Origin of the sequence: Streptomyces sp. NPDC056883, from assembly GCF_042788835.1 — a bacterium.
GTDB classification, from domain to species: domain Bacteria; phylum Actinomycetota; class Actinomycetes; order Streptomycetales; family Streptomycetaceae; genus Streptomyces; species Streptomyces stoeckheimensis.
In genome coordinates this window covers 332,418-352,219 of sequence record NZ_JBHUBS010000002.1, presented here as the reverse complement: position 1 = coordinate 352,219, position 19,802 = coordinate 332,418, and the positions used below count along the sequence as shown (strand labels likewise).

The window sequence follows — 19,802 nt, the reverse complement described above, 5'->3', positions numbered from 1 at the left end:
CCCTTGGGTCTCCCCCCAAGACCCCTCCCCGCAAACGCGGGAGGGGCTGGGTTTTCCGAGACAGCGAAAAAACCCAGCCCGTCGGGTGTTTGAGGACCGGGGGTCCGGGGGCCGGCCCCCGGCAACGGCGCCGCACGCGGCAACGGGTCCGGGCGAAGCCCGGGGAACGGAGCGGAGGTCAGGCTTCGGTGCCCGCCAGGGACGCCCGCGCGTCGATGAACGCCGCGATCGCACGCTCCACGTCGGCCGTCGAGTGCGCGGCCGACAGCTGGACGCGGATCCGCGCCGCACCCATCGGCACCACCGGGTAGGAGAAGCCGATCACGTAGACCCCGCGCTCCAGCAGGAGTTCCGCCATCCTGGCCGCCTCCGCCGCGTCGCCGATCATCACCGGGGCGATGGCGTGGTCGCCGGGCAGGATCTCGAAGCCGGCCTCGGTCATCTTCGTGCGGAAGAGCGCGGTGTTGGCGGCGAGCCGCTCGCGCAGGTCGTCGGCCGACTCCAGCAGGTCGAGGACCTTGAGGGAGGCCGCCGCGATGACCGGGGCGAGGGAGTTGGAGAAGAGGTACGGGCGCGAGCGCTGGCGCAGCAGCTCGACGATCTCGGCGCGCGCCGCGACGTAGCCGCCGGAGGCCCCGCCCAGCGCCTTGCCGAGGGTGCCGGTGATGATGTCCACGCGGTCCATGACCCCGTGCAGTTCCGGGGTGCCGCGGCCGCCGGGGCCGACGAAGCCGACGGCGTGCGAGTCGTCGACCATGACCATGGCGTCGTAGCGCTCCGCGAGGTCGCAGATCTCGGCGAGCGGGGCGACGTAACCGTCCATCGAGAACACGCCGTCGGTGACGATCAGCTTGCGGCGGGCACCGCCCTCGGTGGCCTCCTTGAGCCTGGTCTCCAGCTCCGCCATGTCGCGGTTGGCGTAGCGGAAGCGGCGCGCCTTGGAGAGGCGGATGCCGTCGATGATCGAGGCGTGGTTGAGGGCGTCGGAGATCACCGCGTCCTCGGGGCCGAGGATCGTCTCGAAGACTCCGCCGTTGGCGTCGAAGCAGGAGGAGTAGAGGATCGTGTCCTCCTGGCCGAGGAAGGAGGAGAGGCGGGCCTCCAGTTCCTTGTGGACCTCCTGGGTGCCGCAGATGAAGCGGACCGAGGCCATGCCGTAGCCCCAGCGGTCCAGGGCCTCCTTCGCCGCGGTGACCACCTCGGGGTGGTCCGCGAGACCGAGGTAGTTGTTGGCGCAGAAGTTGAGGACCTCGCCGGGGGCGCCGCCCGAGGTCACGGCGACGGCGGCGTTCTGCGGGGTGCCGATGACGCGCTCGGGCTTGTGCAGACCCGCGGAGCGGATCTCGTCGAGGGTCGTACGGAGGTCCGCGCGGACGGTCTCGAACATGTGCGGTGCTCTCTTTCTCCTGGTGCGGCGGAGGGAGGGGGGGCCGGGCCCCGCGGAGGGGGGGAGGGTGGTGCGGGACCCGGCCGGAGGGAAATGGTCTGTGGGGCCGGACGCCGGACGCCGGACGCCCGACGCCCCGGCGGGCAACGCCCGGGCGGCTGCGCCCGGAGCGCTACGCCTGCGTCCAGTCCAGGATGATCTTGCCGCTGCGGGCGGTCGCCGCCTCGTCGAACGCGGCCTCGAAGTCCCCGTAGGCGTACCGGCCGGTGATGACGGGGCTGAGGTCGAGCCCGCCCTCCAGCAGCACGGTCATCGCGTACCAGGTCTCGAACATCTCGCGGCCGTAGATGCCCTTGATCGTGATCATCGAGGTGACGACCTTGGCCCAGTCGACGGCGAACTCCTGCGCCGGCAGGCCCAGCATGGCGATCCGGCCGCCGTGCGTCATGTTGTCGATCATGTCGCGCATGGCCTCGCCGCGGCCGGACATCTCCAGGCCGATGTCGAAGCCCTCGCGCAGGCCGAGCTGGGCCTGCGCGTCGGCGATGGTCGCCTTGGAGACGTCGAGCGCGAGGGTGGCGCCGGCCTTGCGGGCGATCTCCAGACGGTCCGGGCTGACGTCGGTGATGACCACGTTGCGCGCTCCCGCGTGCCGGGCCACGGCCGCCGCCATGATCCCGATCGGGCCCGCGCCGGTGATCAGCACGTCCTCGCCGACCAGCGGGAAGGAGAGCGCGGTGTGCACGGCGTTGCCGAACGGGTCGAAGATCGCCGCGACGTCGAGGTCGACCTTGGCCCGGTGGACCCACACGTTCTGCGCGGGCAGGACCACGTACTCGGCGAAGGCGCCGTCGCGGCCGACCCCGAGCCCGATCGTGCTGCGGCACAGGTGGCGGCGCCCGGCCAGGCAGTTGCGGCACTTCCCGCAGACCAGGTGGCCCTCGCCGCTCACCAGCGCACCGACCTCGATGTCCTCGTGGACGTCCGCACCGAGCGCGGCCACCTCGCCGACGAACTCGTGGCCGAGCACGAGGGGGGTCTTGACGGCGCCCTGCGCCCAGCCGTCCCAGGAGCGGATGTGCAGGTCGGTCCCGCAGATGCCGGTCCGCAGCACCTTGATCAGCACGTCGCCGGGGCCGTACTCGGGCTCGGGAACGTCCATGAGCCACAGCCCGGGCTCGGCCTTGTGCTTGACGAGTGCCTTCATGGGGTGGCTCCAGGCATGCGGAAGGAAGCGCTACGGGGCGTGCGGGCCGGGCAGCGTTCGGACGCCTCCAATCTGCCGACCTGCGGGTGATCAGTCCATCGAGGATTTCTTAAGCGGGTCGACAGCCCAGCTTCACGCCTATGCTCCTCAGGTGACGGGCAGGGGCCGGGGAGCTTTCCGGGCCGGGTTTGGGGAGGTGAGGGGCGTGCCGAGTCTGCGCAGCAGGGCGCTTTCGGTCGCGCTGATCGCGGCGGGGCGGCGAAGACGGTTCGGGAGCGCCGAGGCGGTCCGTACCCGGGTGGCGGAATCGATGCGGCGCCCGGCGTCGCATCTGCCCCCGCGTTCGCTGGGCCGGGTGGCGGAGGTCTCGCGGACCTTCGTCGGGGCCTGGCCGGTGTACGAGGTTTCGCCGCTCGGCGTGGAACCGGCCGCCCGGGTGCTGTACGTGCACGGCGGCGGGTACATCAACGAACTGGTCCGGGCGCACTGGTCGCTGATCCGGACCCTGGTCACGCAGGCGCAGGCGCGGGTCGTCGTACCGGCGTACATACTGGCCCCGCGCGGAACCGCCGACCGGACCGTCCCGGTCGCCGCCGACCTGCTCAGCGGCCTGATCGCGAGCGGGGGCGCCGGCGGCACGGTGCTCCTGGGGGATTCGGCGGGTGCCGGGTTGGCGCTGGCCGCGGCGCAGCGGCTGCGCGACCGCAACGGGGCGCAGCCTTCGCGCATCGTGCTGATCTCGCCCTGGCTGGACGTGTCCATGAGCCATCCCGACCAGGCGGCCATCGAGGCGGGCGACCCGATGCTGGCCCGCCCCGGCCTGCGGGAAGCCGGGCGGTTGTACGCGGGCAACCTGGCGGCCGACGATCCCCGGGTGAGCCCGCTGCACGGGTCGTTCGCGGGGCTGGCCCCGCTGACGGTGTTCACGGGCACCCGGGACGTCCTGACGACCGACAGCCGCGAACTGCTGAACCGGGCGCGGGCGGCCGGCGCCGAGGTGGAGTTCATCGAGGAGCCGGGGCTGTTGCACGACTACCCGCTGATGCCGGTCCCGGAGGGCAGGGCGGCCCGCGACCGGATCGTGGAGCTGGTCCGCGCGGCGGCGGCGGAGTCCTGAGGCGGCGGAGTCCTGAGGCGCCGTCCCCGGTCGGTGCGGCCGCTCAGGCCACGCAGTTCATCAGGGAGCCGACGGGGGCCGTGCGGTAGCGGGCCCAGTAGGTCTCGTCCCGGGTCTCGCACGCGGGCGGAGTCCGGGTCGGCTGCCAGGTGACGGTGGCGAAGCCGGCGTCGGCGGCGGCCTCCGCAAAGTCGGCGTGGGCCCACTCCCGGCATTCGAACGGCACCGGCGGGTCGGTCTCCAGCCGGGCCCGCAGCAGTGGGGCGTCCCCGCCGGGAGAGCGTTCGACGACGCTGATCCCGTACGGGGCCCAGTCCGCGTAGGGGAAGGCCCCCGGGTTCGGCACGATGGCGAGCAGCCGCCCGCCGGGGCGCAGGTTGGCGCGTACCGCACGGAACATGGCGTGCAGGGCCGTGCGGTCGTGGGCCTGGTTGAAGAGGTACACGGCGGTGGCCAGGTCGAACGGCCCCAGGGCCGGCATGCCGCCGGCCGCGTCCGCGACGACGTACTCGACGGCGTGCGCGAGGTCCGCGCCGGTTTCCCGGGCCCGGCGGATGCGCTCGGGGCAGCTGTCGACGCCCACCGTCCTGCGGGCCCCGCCGCTCGCCAGCATCCGGGTGGTGCTGCCGTGTCCGCAGGCCATGTCGAGGGTGTCGAGGCCGCGGACGCCGCCGAGGGCGTCCAGGGCGGTGCGCAGGGTGAAGGCATCGGCGACCGAGAAGGCCGGCGGGGGCGTTGACGTGGTGTCGTACTGCTGTCGCATGTCCGCAAGCCTGCCCGCCCGCGGCCCCGGCCGACGGCCCCCACCCCGGAGCTCCCCCGGACGGGGGAGGCGTTCGGATCAGTCGGTACGGCGTACGGGGCCACGCCCTCGTCCGCCGGACGGACGGGCTCCGCCCGCGGGGACGACGCGCGGCCGCCCCCTCCGCGGCCAGCCTGTAGGCATGACGACAGCGAGCAGCGCCCTCCCCTCCTCCGTGCCCCCGCCCGAGCCCGCGCCGGCCTGGGCCCGGCGCGCCGCCCATGCCATCGCCCTGTGCGCCGTCCCGTCCGGCCTGTGGCGCATCGCCATGGCATCCGGTGTCTACGTGGGCTACGGCGACCGGGTGCTGCGTGAGGTCTACGGCATCCCGGGCTGGGGCATCGCCTACGTCGTCGGACTGTCCGTCCTCGCCGAACTGGCCGCCTTGTCACCGCTCCTGCTGGTCAGCGACCGGTGGCGGCCGATGAGCCCCGGGGTCCTCGCCCCGCTGGCCTGGACGGCCTCGGGCATCCTGGTCCTGGGGGCGCTGTGGCAGCTCGCGGTCCTCTTCACCGTCGAAAGCCATACGTACCTGGCGAGCGGTGCTCCACAGACCGTCTGGGGCTTCGTTTTCGCCCCGCTGCTGGCCATACCGGCCCTGATGACCGCGGTGACCTGGTCCTACGCGAAGCGTCACCGGGCCCGGTGACGGGCGGGCGCCCGCGCCGGGCCCTCACCCCCGGGGGCGTACGGGTGTCAGGGCGACCAGCGTCGGCCGCGGGACGGCGGTGGAGTCGTCGGGGCAGGTCGTGCATCCCCGCGAGGCGAAGAAGCAGCCCGAGCAGTCCACGGCGGCGATCTCCTCACGCCGCAGCCGGCCCTTGCGGACCCAGTAGGCGGCGAGGTCGGCCGCCTCGGTCCGGTCGATGCCCAGCCGGTCGGCGATCTGGGCGAGCCCCTCGCCGGGAGCCGCCTCCTCGAAGGCGCGCAGCAGGCGGCGCAGCATGCCGGGCCCGGTGGCGGTGGCGCCATCGGTCCGCTCCGTCCCGTCGATCCCGTTCACCACACCAGCCTCGCGATCTGGAAGACCCCGACGGCCAGCAGCCAGGCCGCCGTCAGTTGGATGCCGAAGCCGATGACGGTCAGCCGGGTGCCGATCTCGGCCCGCTGCGCGGCCAGGGTGGCGAAGCAGGGGGTGTAGGCGAGGATGAAGATCAGGAAGGCGAGCGCGGCAGCCCGCTGGTGCCCGCCGGAGGATTCCTCGAAGGTGGCGTGCAGGCTCGCGGTGAGCTTGGGGTCGCCGTCCTCCTCGGCAGAGTAGGTCTGGGCGAGGGTGGAGATCACGCCCTCCTTGGCGATCAGGCCGGTGCCCAGCGCCGCCGTGGCGTGCCAGTCGCCGAAGCCGGCCGGGGCCACGAGGGGCGCCGTAGCGCGGGTGACCGTACCGAACACGCTCTGTTCGACGTCGACCTTGCCGAAGCCTCCGTGGCCGGCCGCGGCGGGGATCGCCATGAGGAGCCAGACGCCGGCCGCGGTGGCGACGATGATGCCGCCGGCGGTGCGCAGGAAGGCGGCGAGCTTCTGCCAGACCTGCACTCCGGTGACCCTCAGGGTGGGCAGCCGGTACGGGGGCAGCTCCAGGACGAGCGGTTCCTCCTTCATGTCCCGGAACAGCAGGGGCCGCAGGATCAGACCCATGCCGACGACCAGCAGCACGGAGGCGACGTAGAGGAAGAAGACGACGGTGCCGGAGTTCGACCCGAAGAAGACGCCCGCGATCATCACGTAGACCGCGAGGCGGGCGGTGCAGCTCATGTACGGGATGAGCAGGCCGACGAGCATCCGGTGCGAGCGGCGGTTGAGGATCCGGGTGCCGGCGAGGGCGGGGACGTTGCAGCCGAAGCCGACGACCAGCGGGAGGAAGGCGCGGCCGGGCAGCCGCAGCGTGCGCATCAGGCGGTCGGCGACGAACGCTGCGCGGGCGAAGTAGCCGGAATCCTCCAGCAGGGCCAGCAGCAGGAACATGATGATCATCAGCGGGACGAAGGTGAGCAGTTGGCCCACACCGTTGATCAGGCCGTCGACCAGCAGTCCGGTGAGCCAGCCGGGCGCGTGGACGGCTTCCAGGAGCCGGTCGGCGCCGCCGCTGACGGGCCCGGAGACGAAGTCGCCGAGGCCGTCCTGGAGGGGTTTGGCCAGGGCGGTGGTGGCCTGGAAGACGCCCCACATGACGGCGAGGAAGAACGGGATGCCGAAGCCGCGGGACAGCAGCAGCCGGTCCACCCGGTCGGTGAGGGTGGGCCGGGCCCCGGCCGGGCGGGGTGCGGCGCGTTCGATGACGGCGTGCGCCCAGGCGTAGCGGGCCTCGGCGACGAGGAGTTCGGCATCGACGTCGGGGTCGGGGTCCGTGGAGCCCACCCCTGCGGCCGCTGCGAGCCGGTCCGCCGCCGCCCCTGCCCGCTCGGCCAGCGCCGCGGGGACCGCGGACGGCCGCTCCCCGCAGAGCAGGCTCACGGCCAGCCACCGGGCGGGGTGCGGGGTCCGCCCGGTGGCCGCCGCGGCCAGCTCCGCCAGTTCTGCCGCCACCGGCGAGCCGGCTGCCCAGGCGGAGGTCCGCCCGGGGAGCGGGGCTGCCGCGTCCAGGGCCTCGCGCACCGCGTCGGCGAGCTGGTCCAGCCCGGTCCCGGTGCGTCCCTCCACCCGTACGACGGGCAGCGCGAGCTCGCGGGCCAGCGCGTCCGGAGCCGGGTGCGCGCCGCGCCGGGCGGCGACGTCGGTCATGGTGAGCGCGACCACGACGGGGATGTCGGTGTCGAGGATCTGCGAGAGCAGGTACAGGTTGCGGGCCGGGTTGGCCGCGTCGAGCGCGAAGACCACCGCGTCGGGCCGCTCCCCCTCCGGTGCGGTCAGCACGTCGCGCACCAGCGCCTCGTCCGGGGAGTCGGGCAGCAGGCTGTATGAACCGGGCAGGTCGGCGACGCGCAGCGGCCGACCGCCGCCCGCGGTGCGCCAGTCGCCCTGGGCGACGGAGACGGTCTTGCCGGGCCAGTTGCCGACGCGCTGATGGGCGCCGGTGAGGGCGTTGAAGAGGGTCGACTTGCCGACATTTGGATTGCCGACGAGGGCGACGAACGGCGTACCGGTACGCCGCTCCGCCGTGGCGGTCGTACCGGCACCGGCCCCGGTGGCATGACAGCTCATCCGGCGCACCTCAGCCGGCCGGCGGTACGGGTGTCCAGCGCGACCCGGGTGTCGCCGAGCCCGACGAGCAGGCCTCCGGTCGCACCCCGGGCGATCACGGTGACGTCCGCGCCCGGTACGAAGCCGAACTCCAGGAGCCGGCGCCGGCTCCCGCCGGCCTGACCGGGGTCGATCCCCGTGATGCGTACGGTCGTCCCTGGACGGCTGTCGTTGAGCGACGGCACCGGACCTCCTTGTTCGAATCCACTTAGGCAAACCTAAGCAGTCCGAGGTGCAACGGCAGCCGGTCGAAGTCCCTGACCGACAGGGACTTTCAGCCCCCCGGTCCCGGCCGGTCCTCGTCCGATCGGCCGACTGGCGACTGGCGACTGGCGGGCCGGTGGGGCGGCGGGCCGGCGGGCCGGCTCACCCGGTCTCCGCCCCCGGGCGCAGCAGCGCGCGGGCGCAGTCGCGCAGCCAGGCGTGTGCGGGATCCGCGTCGTGGCGCGGGTGCCAGGCCATGCCGAAGGGGAGCGGCGGCAGGGTGAGGGGGATCTCGAAGAGCTCGAGCCCCAACGCGGTGGCGAGCGGCCCGGCCTGGCTGGTGATCAGGCCCACGAGGTCGCCCTCGCGGAGCACGAAGAGGGAGGCGGGGAAGGTACCGACGCTGCCCACCACCTGCCGGGTGAGGCCCCGTTCCGCGAGGGCGGTGTCCACGGGGCCTCCCAGCCGGCCGCGCCGGGAGACGATCAGGTGCCGGGCGGCGGCGAACCCGCGCGCGGTGACCGGCCCCCGCAGCAGCGGGTGTCCGGGGCGCACGACGGCCAGCATGCGCTCTTCGGCGAGGTGCTCGACCCGGACCTCCGGGGACCGGGTGTCGATCATGCCGAGTTCCAGGTCGGCGACGCCTTCGCGCAGCGCCGGCACGTCGATGTGGCTCTCGGCCAGGAAGCGCAGCCGCACCCCGGGCGCCTCCCGGGCGACCCGGTCGAGGAGTGCGGCGGCGTGGACGGCGGTGAAGGCCTCGTTGGCCAGCACGGTGAAGGTACGGGTCAATGTCGACAGGTCGACCCGGCCGCCGGCCAGGAACAGCGCACGGGCCCGCTCCACGACGGCCCGGACCTCCCCCTGCACGGCGAGGGCGTGCGGGGTGGGAACCATGCCGCGGCCCGCGCGGACCAGGACGGGATCGCCGAGCGCCGTGCGGATCCGGCCGAGGGTACGGCTCATCGCCGGCTCGGACAGGTGGAGCCGGGCCGCGGCCCGGGACACGCTCGATTCCTCCAGGAGGACGTCCAGGGCGACGAGGAGGTTCAGGTCGAAGCCCGAGAGGGCGGGTTCGCTGGATTGCGTCACGCGCATGGATCCCTTGCAGAACTTGCACTGGAAAGCAGGTCGCACCAACCCTACGGTGAGAGCACACCCCAACGCCCCACCGACTCCGAGGAGGAGCCGTGCTCCGCCATGCCTCCCTCACAGGCGATCCGAACGAACCGGCCCCCGCCCCCGCCCCGGCCCCCAAGCTGACCCGCACCGCCCTGCTCGTCCTGTGTGCCTGCGTCCTGGTGGCCCAGGGCATGGTCGCCGCCGTGAACCTGCTGATCCCTCAGCTCGCCGCGTCCACCCTGCACCCCACCTCCGGTCAGCTGCTGTGGGCGGTCGACGCCTACGTCATCGTCTTCGCGGCGCTGCTGATCCCGGCCGGCGCCCTCGGCGACCGGTACGGCCGCAAGGGCGCCCTGCTCGCCGGGCTCGGCCTGTTCGCCGCCGGCGGGGCGGTCAGCGCGGTCGCCGCCGGTCCGGCCGTGCTGATCGCCGGGCGTGGGCTGTGCGGGGCGGGAGCGGCCCTGATCATGCCCGCCACGATGTCGGTCCTGGTCCACCTGTCCCCGCCCGAGCTGCGCGGCCGGGCCCTGGCCACCTGGACGCTGTCCGCCGGCCTCGGGGGCCTCGCGGGCAACGTCGGCGGCGGGCTCGCCGGGCAGTACCTCACCTGGCGGGCCCTGTTCTGGGCCGTCGTCCCGCTCGGCGCACTGCTCGCGCTGGCGGTCGCCCGCACGGTCCCCCGTACGCCCTCGCGCACCGACGCCGCCGTCGATCCGGCGGGGGCGGCCCTGCTCGCGGGGGCGCTCTTCGCAGGGGTCTACGCGATCATCGAGGGGCCCTCGTACGGCTGGGGCTCGGCGCTCGTCCTGGGCGCCTTCGGCGCGGGCGCGGTGCTGCTCGCCGTCTTCACCGGCCACGCGCTGCGCGCCGCCCGTCCGCTGCTGGACCCGCGGATCTTCGCCTCGCGCAGGCTGCGGGCCGGGGCGCTCGGCATCGGAGCCGCCTTCTTCGGGCTCTTCGCCCTGTTCTTCGTCAACGCCCAGTACCTCCAGTACGCCAAGGGCTTCTCCCCGGCCCGGACGGGCCTCGCGATCGTGCCGCTGACCCTCGGCATGGCCCTGGTGCCCAGGCTGGGCGCCCGGCTCCAGGAGCGGACCGGGCCCCGGCTGCCCGTCGGTGCCGGGCTCGGTCTGATCGGCGGCGGCCTGCTGCTGGTCTCCACCGCCGACGCGGACACCCCGTACGCCCTCTACGCGCTCTACCTGCTGGTGCTGTCGGCGGGCACCGGGCTCTGCGCGCCCGCGCTGACCCTCACCGTGGTCTCCGAGCTGCCCGCGCACCAGGCGGGGCTGGGTTCCGGCCTGAACACCGCCGCCCGGGAGCTCGGCGCGGCGCTCGGGGTGGCGGTGGTCGGCACGGTGCTGGCCTCCCGGTTCCACGGGGTGCCGCGGGACGCCGCACAGGTCGCGGTCTTCACGGACGCCATGGGCTCGGCCCTGCGCGTGGCGGCCGGGGTGCTGTTGCTGGCGGCCGTCGCCGTGGTCGCGGGCTACCGGGGGCGGACGGCGACCGCGAGCGGGCCCGCGGCGGACTGACTTTCGAGGGAGAAACCGTCCTCGGACATCGCCTCCGCACTCGCCGGATTCAAGGCGACGGGGATATTGCGGAGCACTGCAATACGCACGAGGGCGAGTACGTCGTGTACGTGCGGGGCGGCCCACAGGGGGTCCCAGAAGAATACGAGCGAGGTGACATCGCCGGAAATCACCATCGAGCCGATCTGCTGGTCACCGCCGTGCGGACCGGACTCAACCGCCCTGATCTGCAAGCCGAGTTCCGATCTGAGCAGTCGTGCGGTGGAGCTGGTTCCCACCAGTCCGTGCCGGGTCACGGCACGGTGATTGCGCCGCACCCAATTCAGCAGGTCGTTCTTCCTCTGGTCATGTGCCACGAGAGCGATCATCAGCCGACGCTAACCCGGCATGATCCCTTCCGCCATTCAGGGGACGGAATTCCGAATGGCGTCGCCACGCGTCCGATAATCGGAGGTGCGGCGGAAGTGATGTCGGGGACAAGGGCGGAAAGCGGTGTCCACGGGGTGTGCGGAAGCGCCTGCCCGAGGGCATTCTGGAAAGGTGACGGCGAGACCGGACACCGGCGGCCCCGTCACCGACGCCACGGCCCGGACACTCGCGCGGGCCGCTCGCGATGCCGTGGGGGCCGCCGGCGGGTACGCGGGCGGGATCTACCTGCGCTCCGGCACCGAAGGACTGCTGCTGATGGCGGCCGTCACCGGGATCCCGGGCCCGCTGTTCCGACCGTGGTGGCGGATGCACATGAACCGCCCGTACCCCGTCGCCGAGGCCTACCGGTCCGGCCAGTCCGTGCACCTGCCCGACGCGGAATCCGCGATGCGGCGCTTCCCCCAGCTGATGGCCGGGCTGCCGTTCCCGTTCGGCTCGCTCTACGAGCCCGTGACCCGCGGCCGCGAGCGCTACGGCGTCCTCGTGGTGCTGCGACCCGCGACCCCCGGTGTCCCGGTCGGGCCCGGCGACCGGAAGCGGCTGCGCACGGTGGCCACCCGGCTGGCCGGGGAACTGGCCGCGCTCGCCGCGGACGGGGCCACGGTGACGTGGGAGGGCGAACCGTTGTACTTCCCCGGTCCGGATCCGGCGGGCAACCCGACGGACGGCGCCGCCGAGGGTGCCCGCGCCGCCGTGGACCGGCTGGACCTGGCCGTCCTGTCCGTGGACCGCCAGGGCGTGATCGGCTTCGCCAACTCCCGCGCCCGCTCCGCCGCCACGACCCTGCTCGACTCCGACGGGGCCGAGCTCTCCGGGCGGATGCTGTGGGAGGCCCTGCCCTGGCTCGGACACCCCGCCTACGAGGACCACTTCCGGGCCGTGTTCCTCTCCCCCGCTCCCGTGCACTTCCAAGCAGCCCGGCGCGGACCCGAATCCTCCCCGCGCTGGCTGTCGGTGGGCCTGCATCCCGGGATCGACGGGATCACCGTCACCATCGCCGAATCCGAACCACCCACGTACGCACCCGAGTCGCTGATGCGGCCCGGCGGGGGCACGGGGTTCGGTTCACCGGGCCTGGGTTCGCCCGCCGACCGGGCTTCGGCCCTGTACCGGCCGGTGGCGCTGGCGATCGCGCTGACCGAGGCGGTGACGGCCCGCCAGGTGTCGATGGTGGTCACCGACGAGCTGCTCCCGGCCTTCGGCGGGCGGCAGCTGGCGATCTACCTGCTCGGCGAGGGCCATCTGCACCTGGCGTGGGAGACCGGTTTCCCCCGGGGCTTCCTCGACCGGTTCGACGGGGTCGCGCTGGACGTGCGGCTCCCCGGGGTGGAGACCCTCACCTCGGGCCGTCCGATGTTCTTCGAGTCCATGCAGCACTTGGCCGCCGCCTACCCGGGAATCGAGCTGGACGCCGATGTCGGCGCCCGGGCCTTCCTCCCCCTGATCGCCTCCGGCCGGCCCGTCGGCTCGTGCATCCTCGGCTTCGACGCCCCGCGCGGGTTCAGCCCGGAGGAGCGTACGGTGCTCACCGCGCTGGCCGGGCTGATCGCGCAGGCGCTGGAGCGGGCCCGGCGCTACGACAGCGAATCGGCGCTGGCCCGCGGGCTCCAGGCGGCGCTGCTCCCGCACCGGCTGCCGGTGCGCGAGAACGTGGTCACGGTGGGGCGGTACCTGCCCGGCACCGCCGGCATGGACGTCGGCGGCGACTGGTACGACGTCATCGAGGCGGGCGGAGGGCGGCTCGCGCTGGTCATCGGCGACGTCCAGGGCCACGGCGTGGCGGCCGCGGCCACGATGGGCCAACTACGCAGTGCTGTACGGGCCTTCGCGCTCAGCGGCAACGAGCCGGAACAGGTGATGCGCGGCACGAACGAGCTGCTCATCGACCTCGATCCGGGTCAGTTCGCCAGCTGTTGCTACGTCCTGCTCGACCCGGCGTCCGGCCTCGCCCTCGCCGTCCGGGCCGGGCATCCCCAACCGCTGCTGCGGCATCCGGGCGGCCGGACGGAGGTACTGGACCTGCCGGGCGGGATGGTGCTCGGCGTCGACGCCGAAGCCACGTACCCGGTGACCCGGCTGCGGATCGAGCCGGGGGCGGTGCTCGCCCTGTACACCGACGGCCTGGTGGAGATCCCGGGCACGGACATCGACATGGGAGTGGAGCGGCTGCGCGCCGCACTGGCGGCCGCCGGTCCCGCCCCGCTGACCGAGACGGCGGACCGGCTGGTCGCCGAGGCGGGGCACTCCACGGACCGGCCGGACGACATCGCCCTGCTCCTGGCGTCCCGCACGTCCGCCCCGGAGGTGGCCACCCCGGACGCCCCGGACCAGGCGGCCCCGTAGGGCGCGGGCGGACCTTGCGCCGCCCGCGCCCCGCCCTCCTCCGCCGCTACCTCTTGGCGTAGGCGCGGGCGTAGGAGTCGCCCGCGATCAGGGCGTCGGCGACCATCTCCGGGGTCACCGGGAACGGCATGTTGTGCGTGGTCTCGCCCTCCGCGGTGGCCGCACGCCCGATGGCGAGGAGCTCCTCGCGGTCGGGGTCGCCGAGGCCGATCTCGGCGAGGGTGGTGGGCAGGCCGACGGCGCGGCTGAAGCGCAGGTAGGTGTCCAGCTCGTCGGTCGGGGCGCCTTCCAGGACCAGCTGGGCGAGGGTGCCGATGTTGACCTTCTCGCCGTGCATCATGCCGTGCACCTTGTGCGAGACGGTCAGCCCGTTGTGGATGCCGTGCGCGGCGGCGAGACCGCAGGACTCGAAACCGAGGCCGGAGAGGAGCGTGTTGGCCTCCGTGACCTTCTCCAGCGCCGGGGTCACCACGTGCGCCTCGGCGGCCAGCCGGGCCTGGGGGCCGTACTCCATCAGGGTCTCCCAGCACAGCCGGGCCAGCGCGAGGGAGGCCTCGGTGGCGAGACCGCCGGCCATGGCGACCCGGTTGGCGGCCACGCAGACCCGGGCCTCGTACCAGGTGGCGAGCGCGTCGCCCATGCCGGAGACGATGAAGCGGCTCGGCGCACCCGCGACGAGCGCGGTGTCGACGAGCACCAGGTTGGGGTTGCGCTGGAAGAAGGAGTAGCGCTCGAAGGCGCCCGACTCGGTGTAGATCACGGCGAGCGCGCTGGTCGGCGCGTCGGTGGAGGCCACCGTGGGCGCGGACACGACGGCGATGTCTCCGAGCGCGTGGCCCACGGCCTTCGCCGTGTCGATGGCGGTGCCGCCGCCGATGCCGATGACGACGTCCGCGCCGGCGGCCTCGGCGGCCGCGGCGACCCGGTCGATCTCCTTCTGGGTGCAGAGCCCGCCGAAGACCTCCTTGGTCAGCTTGACCCCGGCTGCGGAGAGGGAAGCGGTGACGGCCGTGTCGACGAAGCCCCAGACGCCCTTGTCCGCGAGGACCACGGCGTTCGTCCCGAGGCGGGCCGTGTGCTCGCCCAGGTCGTTCATCGCCCCGGCGCCCTGCACGTACTTCGGCGGGCTGATCATCATGCGCGTACCGACGGTCTTCACGTGAATCCTCCTCATTGCGAATTCATTTGCGCTTGCTTATTCATCCCTATCACGAATCTCGGTCACACCCGAGATACGCACGGTCCCCCTATGAACGGGCCCTTCCGCAGCCGAATCCGGGACCAAGGGCCCGAGCTGTTCCGCAGGTTCGCCAGAGTAAAGTTCTAGCCAAGTGCCCCGGAAGCGGCGGCGGATCGGCGACGGTGCCGACTTAATACCGTCCCGCAATTCCTCTATTCGCTCCGGACCGCTGACGACTCACCCGTTCCGCGTTCCCCTTTCAAGGAAAGAGGCCCCCGTGAAGAAGCTCATCAATTCCCCCGAAAGTGTCGTCTCCGACGCACTGCGCGGAATGGCCGCCGCTCACCCGGGGCTCCGCGTCGAGGCGGAGAAGGGCATCGTCACGCGGGCCGCCGGAGCGGCCGGGGAGCCGGCCGGGAAGGTCGCGGTGCTGTCGGGCGGCGGCAGCGGGCACGAGCCGCTGCACGCCGGGTTCGTCGGGCGCGGCATGCTGGCGGCGGCCGTGGCCGGCCCGGTGTTCACCTCCCCGGTGCCGGACAACATCGCGGCCGCGACCTGCGCGGTCGACGCGGGCGCGGGCGTCCTGCACATCGTGAAGAACTACACGGGCGACATCCTCAACTTCACGATGGCGGCGGAGGACTGCGAGGACGAGGGCGTCAAGGTCGAGCAGGTGGTCGTGGACGACGACGTGGCCGTCGCCCGGACCGAGCACGGGCCCGGCCGGCGCGGCACCGGCGCCACCCTCTTCGTGGAGAAGATCGCGGGCGCCCTGGCCGAAGAGGGTGCTCCGCTCGCCGAGGTGGCCGCGGTCGCCCGCAAGGTCAATGCGAACGCACGCAGTTACGGCGTCGCCCTGAGCTCCTGCACCACCCCCGCCAAGGGCAGCCCCAACTTCGCCCTCGGCGAGGACGAGATCGAGCTGGGCATCGGCATCCACGGCGAGCCCGGCCGCGAACGCCGCACGCTCATGACGGCCGCCGAGACCGCGGAGGCGATGCTCGACGCCATCCTCGACGACCTCCCGGAAGCGGCCGGCGCCCCCGTCATCCTCCTCGTCAACGGACTGGGCGGGACCCCGCCCGTGGAGCTGTACATCATGCGCGCGGAGGTCGAGCGGGTGCTCGGCGAGCGCGGGATCACCGTGGCCCGGTCCCTGGTCGGCAACTACGTCACCAGCCTGGACATGGCCGGCTGCACCCTCACCCTGTGCCGCGCCGACGAGGAGCTGCTGCGCCTGTGGGACGCGCCGGTGGACACCCCGTCCCTGCGCTGGGGCTGCTGACCCCGCCCGCTTTCCCCTCCCGACACTCTCCAGGAGCCCTTCTCCATGACCGCCACGCCCGCCAGCCCGACGACCTCCGCACCCTCCACGACCCCGCCCTCCACGACCCCGCCCGCCGGGGCCCCCGGCGGGGCCCCCGCGCTGGACACCGCCTACTTCCGCCGCTGGATCGCCGAGACCAACCGGCTCGTACGGCGGGACAGCGCGCGCCTCACCGAGCTGGACGCGGTCATCGGTGACGGGGACCACGGGGCCAATCTCGTACGGGGCTTCGGCGCCGTCGGCGCGGCCGTGGCCGAGCAGCGGCCCGCCACTCCGGGGGCGCTGCTGACGCTGGCCGGCACCACGCTGACGAACACCGTGGGCGGCGCCTCCGGCCCGCTGTTCGGCACCGCGCTGCGCCGCACGGGCAAGGTGCTCGGCGACACCGGGGCACCGACCGTGGCGGAACTGGGTGCCGCGCTCGGCGCCGGGCTCACGTCCGTGCAGAAGCTGGGCGGCGCCGAGCCCGGTGACGCCACCCTGGTGGACGCCCTCGCCCCGGCGGTGACGGCGCTGACCGAAGCCGCCGCGGCGGACCGGCCGCTGCGCGAGGCCCTGGACGAGGCCGTACGGGCGGCCCGCGCGGGCGCCGACGCCACCGAGCCCCTCGAAGCCCGCAAGGGCCGGGCCAGCTACCTCGGCGAGCGCAGCATCGGGCACCAGGACGCGGGTGCCAACTCCGTGGCCCTGCTCATGGAGGCCCTGCGCACCGCGGTGGACGCACCGGAGGCGGAACCCGCCTCCGCGGAACCGGCCGCCGACGAGGAGCCGGCGCACGAGCAGGAGCGGGCGCCGAAGGCCCGTACCGGCCGCGTCGGCGTGGTGCTCGTCTCGCACAGCAAGGCGGTGGCGGAGTCCGTGGCCGCGCTGGCGGGCGCGCTCCTCGGCTCGGTGGAGCCGCCGCCGCTGGCGGTCGCGGGCGGCACCCCCGACGGCGGGATCGGCACCAGCGCGGAGCTGATCACGGCCGCCGCCCGGTCGGTGGACGAGGGGCAGGGCGTGGCCGTGCTGTGTGACATGGGCAGTGCGGTGCTGACGGTGAAGTCCCTGCTCGGCGAGGAGCCTTCGCCTCTGCCGGAAGCCGCGCGGATCGTGGACGCGCCGTTCCTGGAGGGCGCCGTGGCCATCGCCCTGACCTCGGCGATCGGCGGAGACCTCGACGCCGTCCTGGCCGCCGCCGAGGACGCGCGCGGCTACCGCAAGCGCTGACCCGAAGCCGGGCGAGTCGGGGGGGGACGCCCTCCCCCTCCGACTCCACCGCCCCGTGGCAGCATCAGGGGCATGACCCCTCGCAGACTCCGCAGCCCGGCGGAGCGGATGCTCGGCTACGCCCGCGTCAAGGAAGCCCGCGACCCGCTGACCCCGGCGGACCGGCTGCGCGAGCTCGCCTCGGACGAGATCACCCCCGTGCGGCTGTACACGGCGATGAACTTCTCGACTCCGCCCGACGCCCTGCTCCGGCTGTCCCACGACGAGGACGACCACCTGCGCCGGTGCCTCCTGCTGAACCCCGCGGCGGACGACGCGGTGCTCCGCTCCATGGTCGACCGGGAGCGGGCGGAGGCCGTGAGCATGCGCGGCAGGGCCACGTCCTTCCTGGGCGGCTTCTACGTGCGCGGTCTCGCCGTCCACCACCCGGGCGCCTCGGGGGCACTGCGCGCCGAGCTCCTCGCCGAGGGCGCCTGCGGCTGCCCCGGGACGTGCGACAACCGGGAGCTCTGGCAGGCCCGGACGGCCCGGGTCCGGACGGCCGGGTGGCGGCCCTGAGCCGGCTGTCGGTGGGTGTTGGTAGAACTGTTGTCGGACGACTCGCAGGGCCGGGTCACCGCCCACCACACCGTCAGGAGCAGCGCACATGACCATCGGGGTTCACCTGAGCGAGCTGGGCGGCCTGCCGGCCTTCGACTTCCCGGGGCCGAAGGACACCCGCGAGCTGCCGGAGGCCGGCTCCGTGGCCTGGCGGATCTCGGTGGACACGTACGACGCCGAGGAGGAATGGCCGCAGGCCTTCGCCCGGTTCACCGATTCCGTGGACACCCGGCAGGTGCGGTCCCTGATCGTGGGCGGCTGGTCCGATGCGTACGAGGCCTCCAGCGCCGGGATCGTCGAGGCGCTGGTCGAGGCCGCTCCGAGGTTCCCCGCGCTGCGGGCGCTGTTCGTCGGCGACATCACCTTCGAGGAGTGCGAGATTTCGTGGATCCAGCAGTCGGACGTGGGTCCGCTGCTGCCGGCGTATCCCGCACTGGAGGAGTTCGGAGTACGCGGCGGAGAGGGGCTGCTCTTCCCGCCCGTGGAGCACGCGGCGCTGCGCGTGCTGCGCCTGGAGGCCGGCGGGCTCCCGAAGGACGTGGTGGCCGGGGTCGCGGGGAGCACGTTCCCCGCCCTCACCGAGCTCGACCTGTGGCTGGGCACCCCCGACTACGGCGGGGATGCCGAAGTCGGCGACCTGGAGCCGTTCCTGAGCGGCGAGCGGCTGCCCGCGCTGCGCCGGCTCGCGCTGCGCAACAGCGAGATCCAGGACGCCGTCGCGGCGGCGCTCGCCACCGCTCCGGTCGTGGACCGGCTGGAGGTGCTCGACCTCTCCATGGGCGTGCTGACCGACGAAGGCGTGGAGGCCCTGCTGGCGGGGCGCTCCCTGACCCATCTCACCAAGCTCGACCTGCACCACCACTACGTCGGCGAACCGCTCCGGGAGCGGCTGCACGCGGCGCTCGCCCCCCACGGCGTGGAGGTCGACCTGGGCGACCCCCAGACCGCGGACGTCGACGACGATGGCGATGGCGATGACGTGACCGTCTACCGCTACGTCGCGGTCGCGGAGTGACGCGTACGGCTCCTGCTGCCTTCGCCTTCGCCGTCGTCGGCAATCCGGGCAACCGCCGGGTCGCTCTCTTCCAGGACGCCGTGCGCGCCGCCGGACTGCCCGCGGCGCGGGTGGTTCCGTGGCGGGACGTGCTGACCGGCCGGGCCGTCTTCCGGGCGGGCGAGTGCGTACGGATCGACTCTCCCGGCGAGGACCCGGAGGTGGAGCGGCTGCTGCGCGGGGCCGCCGATGCCTCCCGCGTCGAGGGCACGGGACGCTGGTACCGCCGGTTCACCGACGCGGTGCACCGGGTGGCGGAGGAGGTGCGCTCGGCCGGCGGCACGCTGACGGGCGATCCGGACGAGCTCGCGGTGCTGTTCGACAAGCGGCTCTGCCACGGGGTGCTGGCGGCTGCCGGGACGCCCGTCCCGGCCTCCCCGACCTCGGGCCCGGACGCCGTCCGCGCCCCGGTGCGCGGCTGGGAAGAGGTCCGGGCGGTGCTCGCCCTCCCCGGCTACCGCCGGGCGTTCGTGAAGCTCGCGCACGGCTCCTCGGCCTCCGGGGTGCTCGCGGTGGAGACGGGCGCGGGCGGCAGGATCCGCGCCACCACCTCCGTGGAGCGGGCCCCTTCGGGGGCACTGCACAACTCGCTGCGCCTGCGTCGGTACGAGGACGAGCGGGTGATCGGCGCCATCGTCGACGCCCTGGCCCCCGACGGCCTGCACATCGAGCGGTGGCTGCCGAAGGCTTCCCAGCAGGGGCGCTCCGCCGATCTGCGGGTGGTCGTCATCGGCGGCCGGGCCACGCACGCCGTGGTCCGCACCGCGGCCGGTCCGCTCACGAACCTGCACCTCGGCGGCGCCCGCGGCGATCTCGGCGCGGCCGTCGCCGCGGTGACGGCGGCGGGCGGCAGCTGGGAGGCGGACGCGCTCGCCGTCTGCGAGCGGGCTGCCGCGGCCTTCCCGCGCACGCTCTGCGTGGGGGTGGATCTGCTGCCCGCCCTCGGCTGGCGGAGCTTCGCCGTGGGAGAGGTCAACGCCTTCGGGGACCTGCTGCCCGGGCTGACGGGACTGCGCGGCTCGCCCGCCGAGGGCCGGGACACCTATGCGGCCCAAGTGGCCGCCGTACGACAGGAACAGCATGCACACGCCCCCGTCCACCCCTGA

At 73.8% G+C, this 19,802-nt stretch carries 18 protein-coding genes and 1 pseudogene; 10 read left to right on the top strand and 9 right to left on the bottom strand.

Annotated elements, in window-relative coordinates; all coding sequences use genetic code 11:
• Nucleotides 1-178: 178 nt before the first annotated feature.
• Entirely contained in the window at nt 179-1,387 is a 1,209-nt protein-coding gene (locus ACFRU2_RS06960; protein ID WP_382968582.1) for a glycine C-acetyltransferase, read from the bottom strand.
• A 172-nt stretch (nt 1,388-1,559) separates the two neighbouring features.
• Nucleotides 1,560-2,594 (bottom strand): L-threonine 3-dehydrogenase, encoded by a 1,035-nt coding sequence (tdh, locus tag ACFRU2_RS06955; RefSeq protein WP_351440867.1) that lies wholly within the window; start codon nt 2,592-2,594, stop codon nt 1,560-1,562.
• A 205-nt stretch (nt 2,595-2,799) separates the two neighbouring features.
• Here tdh and ACFRU2_RS06950 point away from each other — a divergent pair, with 205 nt between their 5' ends.
• On the top strand, nt 2,800-3,711 hold the full coding sequence (locus ACFRU2_RS06950) for an alpha/beta hydrolase fold domain-containing protein (RefSeq protein WP_382968578.1): 912 nt from the start codon (nt 2,800-2,802) through the stop codon (nt 3,709-3,711).
• 43 nt (nt 3,712-3,754) lie between these two features.
• Here ACFRU2_RS06950 and ACFRU2_RS06945 read toward each other — a convergent pair whose 3' ends face one another.
• Nucleotides 3,755-4,474: a class I SAM-dependent methyltransferase gene (locus ACFRU2_RS06945; RefSeq protein ID WP_382968575.1), complete on the bottom strand. Its 720-nt coding sequence runs from the start codon at nt 4,472-4,474 to the stop codon at nt 3,755-3,757.
• Nucleotides 4,475-4,655: 181 nt separating this feature from the next.
• On the opposite strand from ACFRU2_RS06945, the gene ACFRU2_RS06940 reads away from it, so the two are divergent.
• A complete protein-coding gene (locus ACFRU2_RS06940) occupies nt 4,656-5,162 on the top strand; it encodes a hypothetical protein (protein ID WP_382968573.1) in 507 nt (168 codons plus the stop codon).
• A gap of 24 nt (nt 5,163-5,186) precedes the next feature.
• Here ACFRU2_RS06940 and ACFRU2_RS06935 read toward each other — a convergent pair whose 3' ends face one another.
• From ACFRU2_RS06935 to ACFRU2_RS06920, 4 genes are all read right to left on the bottom strand, one after another.
• Nucleotides 5,187-5,516 carry a helix-turn-helix domain-containing protein gene (locus ACFRU2_RS06935; RefSeq protein WP_382968570.1) on the bottom strand — a complete coding sequence of 110 codons (330 nt, stop codon included), beginning with the start codon at nt 5,514-5,516 and terminating at the stop codon, nt 5,187-5,189.
• On the bottom strand, nt 5,513-7,654 hold the full coding sequence (feoB, locus tag ACFRU2_RS06930; protein WP_382968568.1) for a ferrous iron transport protein B: 2,142 nt from the start codon (nt 7,652-7,654) through the stop codon (nt 5,513-5,515). The genes ACFRU2_RS06935 and feoB overlap by 4 nt, the downstream gene beginning before the upstream one ends.
• A complete protein-coding gene (locus ACFRU2_RS06925) occupies nt 7,651-7,878 on the bottom strand; it encodes a FeoA family protein (RefSeq protein WP_250739058.1) in 228 nt (75 codons plus the stop codon). The genes feoB and ACFRU2_RS06925 overlap by 4 nt, the downstream gene beginning before the upstream one ends.
• Nucleotides 7,879-8,059: 181 nt before the next feature.
• A complete protein-coding gene (locus ACFRU2_RS06920; protein ID WP_382968565.1) occupies nt 8,060-8,995 on the bottom strand; it encodes a LysR family transcriptional regulator in 936 nt (311 codons plus the stop codon).
• Between the two features lie 92 nt (nt 8,996-9,087).
• On the opposite strand from ACFRU2_RS06920, the gene ACFRU2_RS06915 reads away from it, so the two are divergent.
• A complete protein-coding gene (locus tag ACFRU2_RS06915) occupies nt 9,088-10,554 on the top strand; it encodes an MFS transporter (RefSeq protein ID WP_382968562.1) in 1,467 nt (488 codons plus the stop codon).
• Here the strand turns inward: ACFRU2_RS06915 and ACFRU2_RS06910 are convergent.
• Nucleotides 10,509-10,922 (bottom strand): methylglyoxal synthase, encoded by a 414-nt coding sequence (locus tag ACFRU2_RS06910; RefSeq protein ID WP_382968560.1) that lies wholly within the window; start codon nt 10,920-10,922, stop codon nt 10,509-10,511. The genes ACFRU2_RS06915 and ACFRU2_RS06910 overlap by 46 nt on opposite strands.
• A 172-nt stretch (nt 10,923-11,094) precedes the next feature.
• Between ACFRU2_RS06910 and ACFRU2_RS06905 the strand changes: the two genes are divergently transcribed.
• Nucleotides 11,095-13,326: a SpoIIE family protein phosphatase gene (locus ACFRU2_RS06905; protein WP_382968558.1), complete on the top strand. Its 2,232-nt coding sequence runs from the start codon at nt 11,095-11,097 to the stop codon at nt 13,324-13,326.
• A 46-nt stretch (nt 13,327-13,372) separates the two neighbouring features.
• On the opposite strand, the gene ACFRU2_RS06900 is transcribed toward ACFRU2_RS06905, so the two are convergent.
• Nucleotides 13,373-14,485 (bottom strand): glycerol dehydrogenase, encoded by a 1,113-nt coding sequence (locus ACFRU2_RS06900; RefSeq protein ID WP_382968555.1) that lies wholly within the window; start codon nt 14,483-14,485, stop codon nt 13,373-13,375.
• A 298-nt stretch (nt 14,486-14,783) separates the two neighbouring features.
• Between ACFRU2_RS06900 and dhaK the strand changes: the two genes are divergently transcribed.
• From dhaK to ACFRU2_RS06870, 6 genes and pseudogenes are all read left to right on the top strand, one after another.
• Nucleotides 14,784-15,791 carry a dihydroxyacetone kinase subunit DhaK gene (dhaK, locus tag ACFRU2_RS06895; protein ID WP_382968552.1) on the top strand — a complete coding sequence of 336 codons (1,008 nt, stop codon included), beginning with the start codon at nt 14,784-14,786 and terminating at the stop codon, nt 15,789-15,791.
• A 45-nt stretch (nt 15,792-15,836) separates the two neighbouring features.
• Nucleotides 15,837-16,565: pseudogene (dhaL, locus tag ACFRU2_RS06890) on the top strand (dihydroxyacetone kinase subunit DhaL); the annotation flags it as partial.
• Complete coding sequence (locus ACFRU2_RS06885) at nt 16,548-17,042, top strand: PTS-dependent dihydroxyacetone kinase phosphotransferase subunit DhaM (RefSeq protein ID WP_382969590.1); 495 nt, start codon at nt 16,548-16,550, stop codon at nt 17,040-17,042. The pseudogene dhaL and the gene ACFRU2_RS06885, both read left to right, overlap by 18 nt.
• Before the next feature lie 72 nt (nt 17,043-17,114).
• On the top strand, nt 17,115-17,600 hold the full coding sequence (locus ACFRU2_RS06880) for a hypothetical protein (RefSeq protein WP_382968549.1): 486 nt from the start codon (nt 17,115-17,117) through the stop codon (nt 17,598-17,600).
• A gap of 88 nt (nt 17,601-17,688) precedes the next feature.
• On the top strand, nt 17,689-18,657 hold the full coding sequence (locus ACFRU2_RS06875; protein ID WP_382968547.1) for an STM4015 family protein: 969 nt from the start codon (nt 17,689-17,691) through the stop codon (nt 18,655-18,657).
• Nucleotides 18,654-19,802 carry an STM4014 family protein gene (locus ACFRU2_RS06870; RefSeq protein ID WP_382968544.1) on the top strand — a complete coding sequence of 383 codons (1,149 nt, stop codon included), beginning with the start codon at nt 18,654-18,656 and terminating at the stop codon, nt 19,800-19,802. Before ACFRU2_RS06875 ends, ACFRU2_RS06870 begins: the two co-directional genes overlap by 4 nt.

Coding starts and splice junctions, on each gene's coding strand:
- ACFRU2_RS06960 (WP_382968582.1), bottom strand. CDS start 1,387: ATGTTCGAGACCGTCCGCGCGGACCTCCGTACGACCCTCGACGAGATC.
- tdh (WP_351440867.1), bottom strand. CDS start 2,594: ATGAAGGCACTCGTCAAGCACAAGGCCGAGCCCGGGCTGTGGCTCATG.
- ACFRU2_RS06945 (WP_382968575.1), bottom strand. CDS start 4,474: ATGCGACAGCAGTACGACACCACGTCAACGCCCCCGCCGGCCTTCTCG.
- ACFRU2_RS06940 (WP_382968573.1), top strand. CDS start 4,656: ATGACGACAGCGAGCAGCGCCCTCCCCTCCTCCGTGCCCCCGCCCGAG.
- feoB (WP_382968568.1), bottom strand. CDS start 7,654: ATGAGCTGTCATGCCACCGGGGCCGGTGCCGGTACGACCGCCACGGCG.
- ACFRU2_RS06920 (WP_382968565.1), bottom strand. CDS start 8,995: ATGCGCGTGACGCAATCCAGCGAACCCGCCCTCTCGGGCTTCGACCTG.
- ACFRU2_RS06910 (WP_382968560.1), bottom strand. CDS start 10,922: ATGATCGCTCTCGTGGCACATGACCAGAGGAAGAACGACCTGCTGAAT.
- ACFRU2_RS06880 (WP_382968549.1), top strand. CDS start 17,115: ATGACCCCTCGCAGACTCCGCAGCCCGGCGGAGCGGATGCTCGGCTAC.
- ACFRU2_RS06875 (WP_382968547.1), top strand. CDS start 17,689: ATGACCATCGGGGTTCACCTGAGCGAGCTGGGCGGCCTGCCGGCCTTC.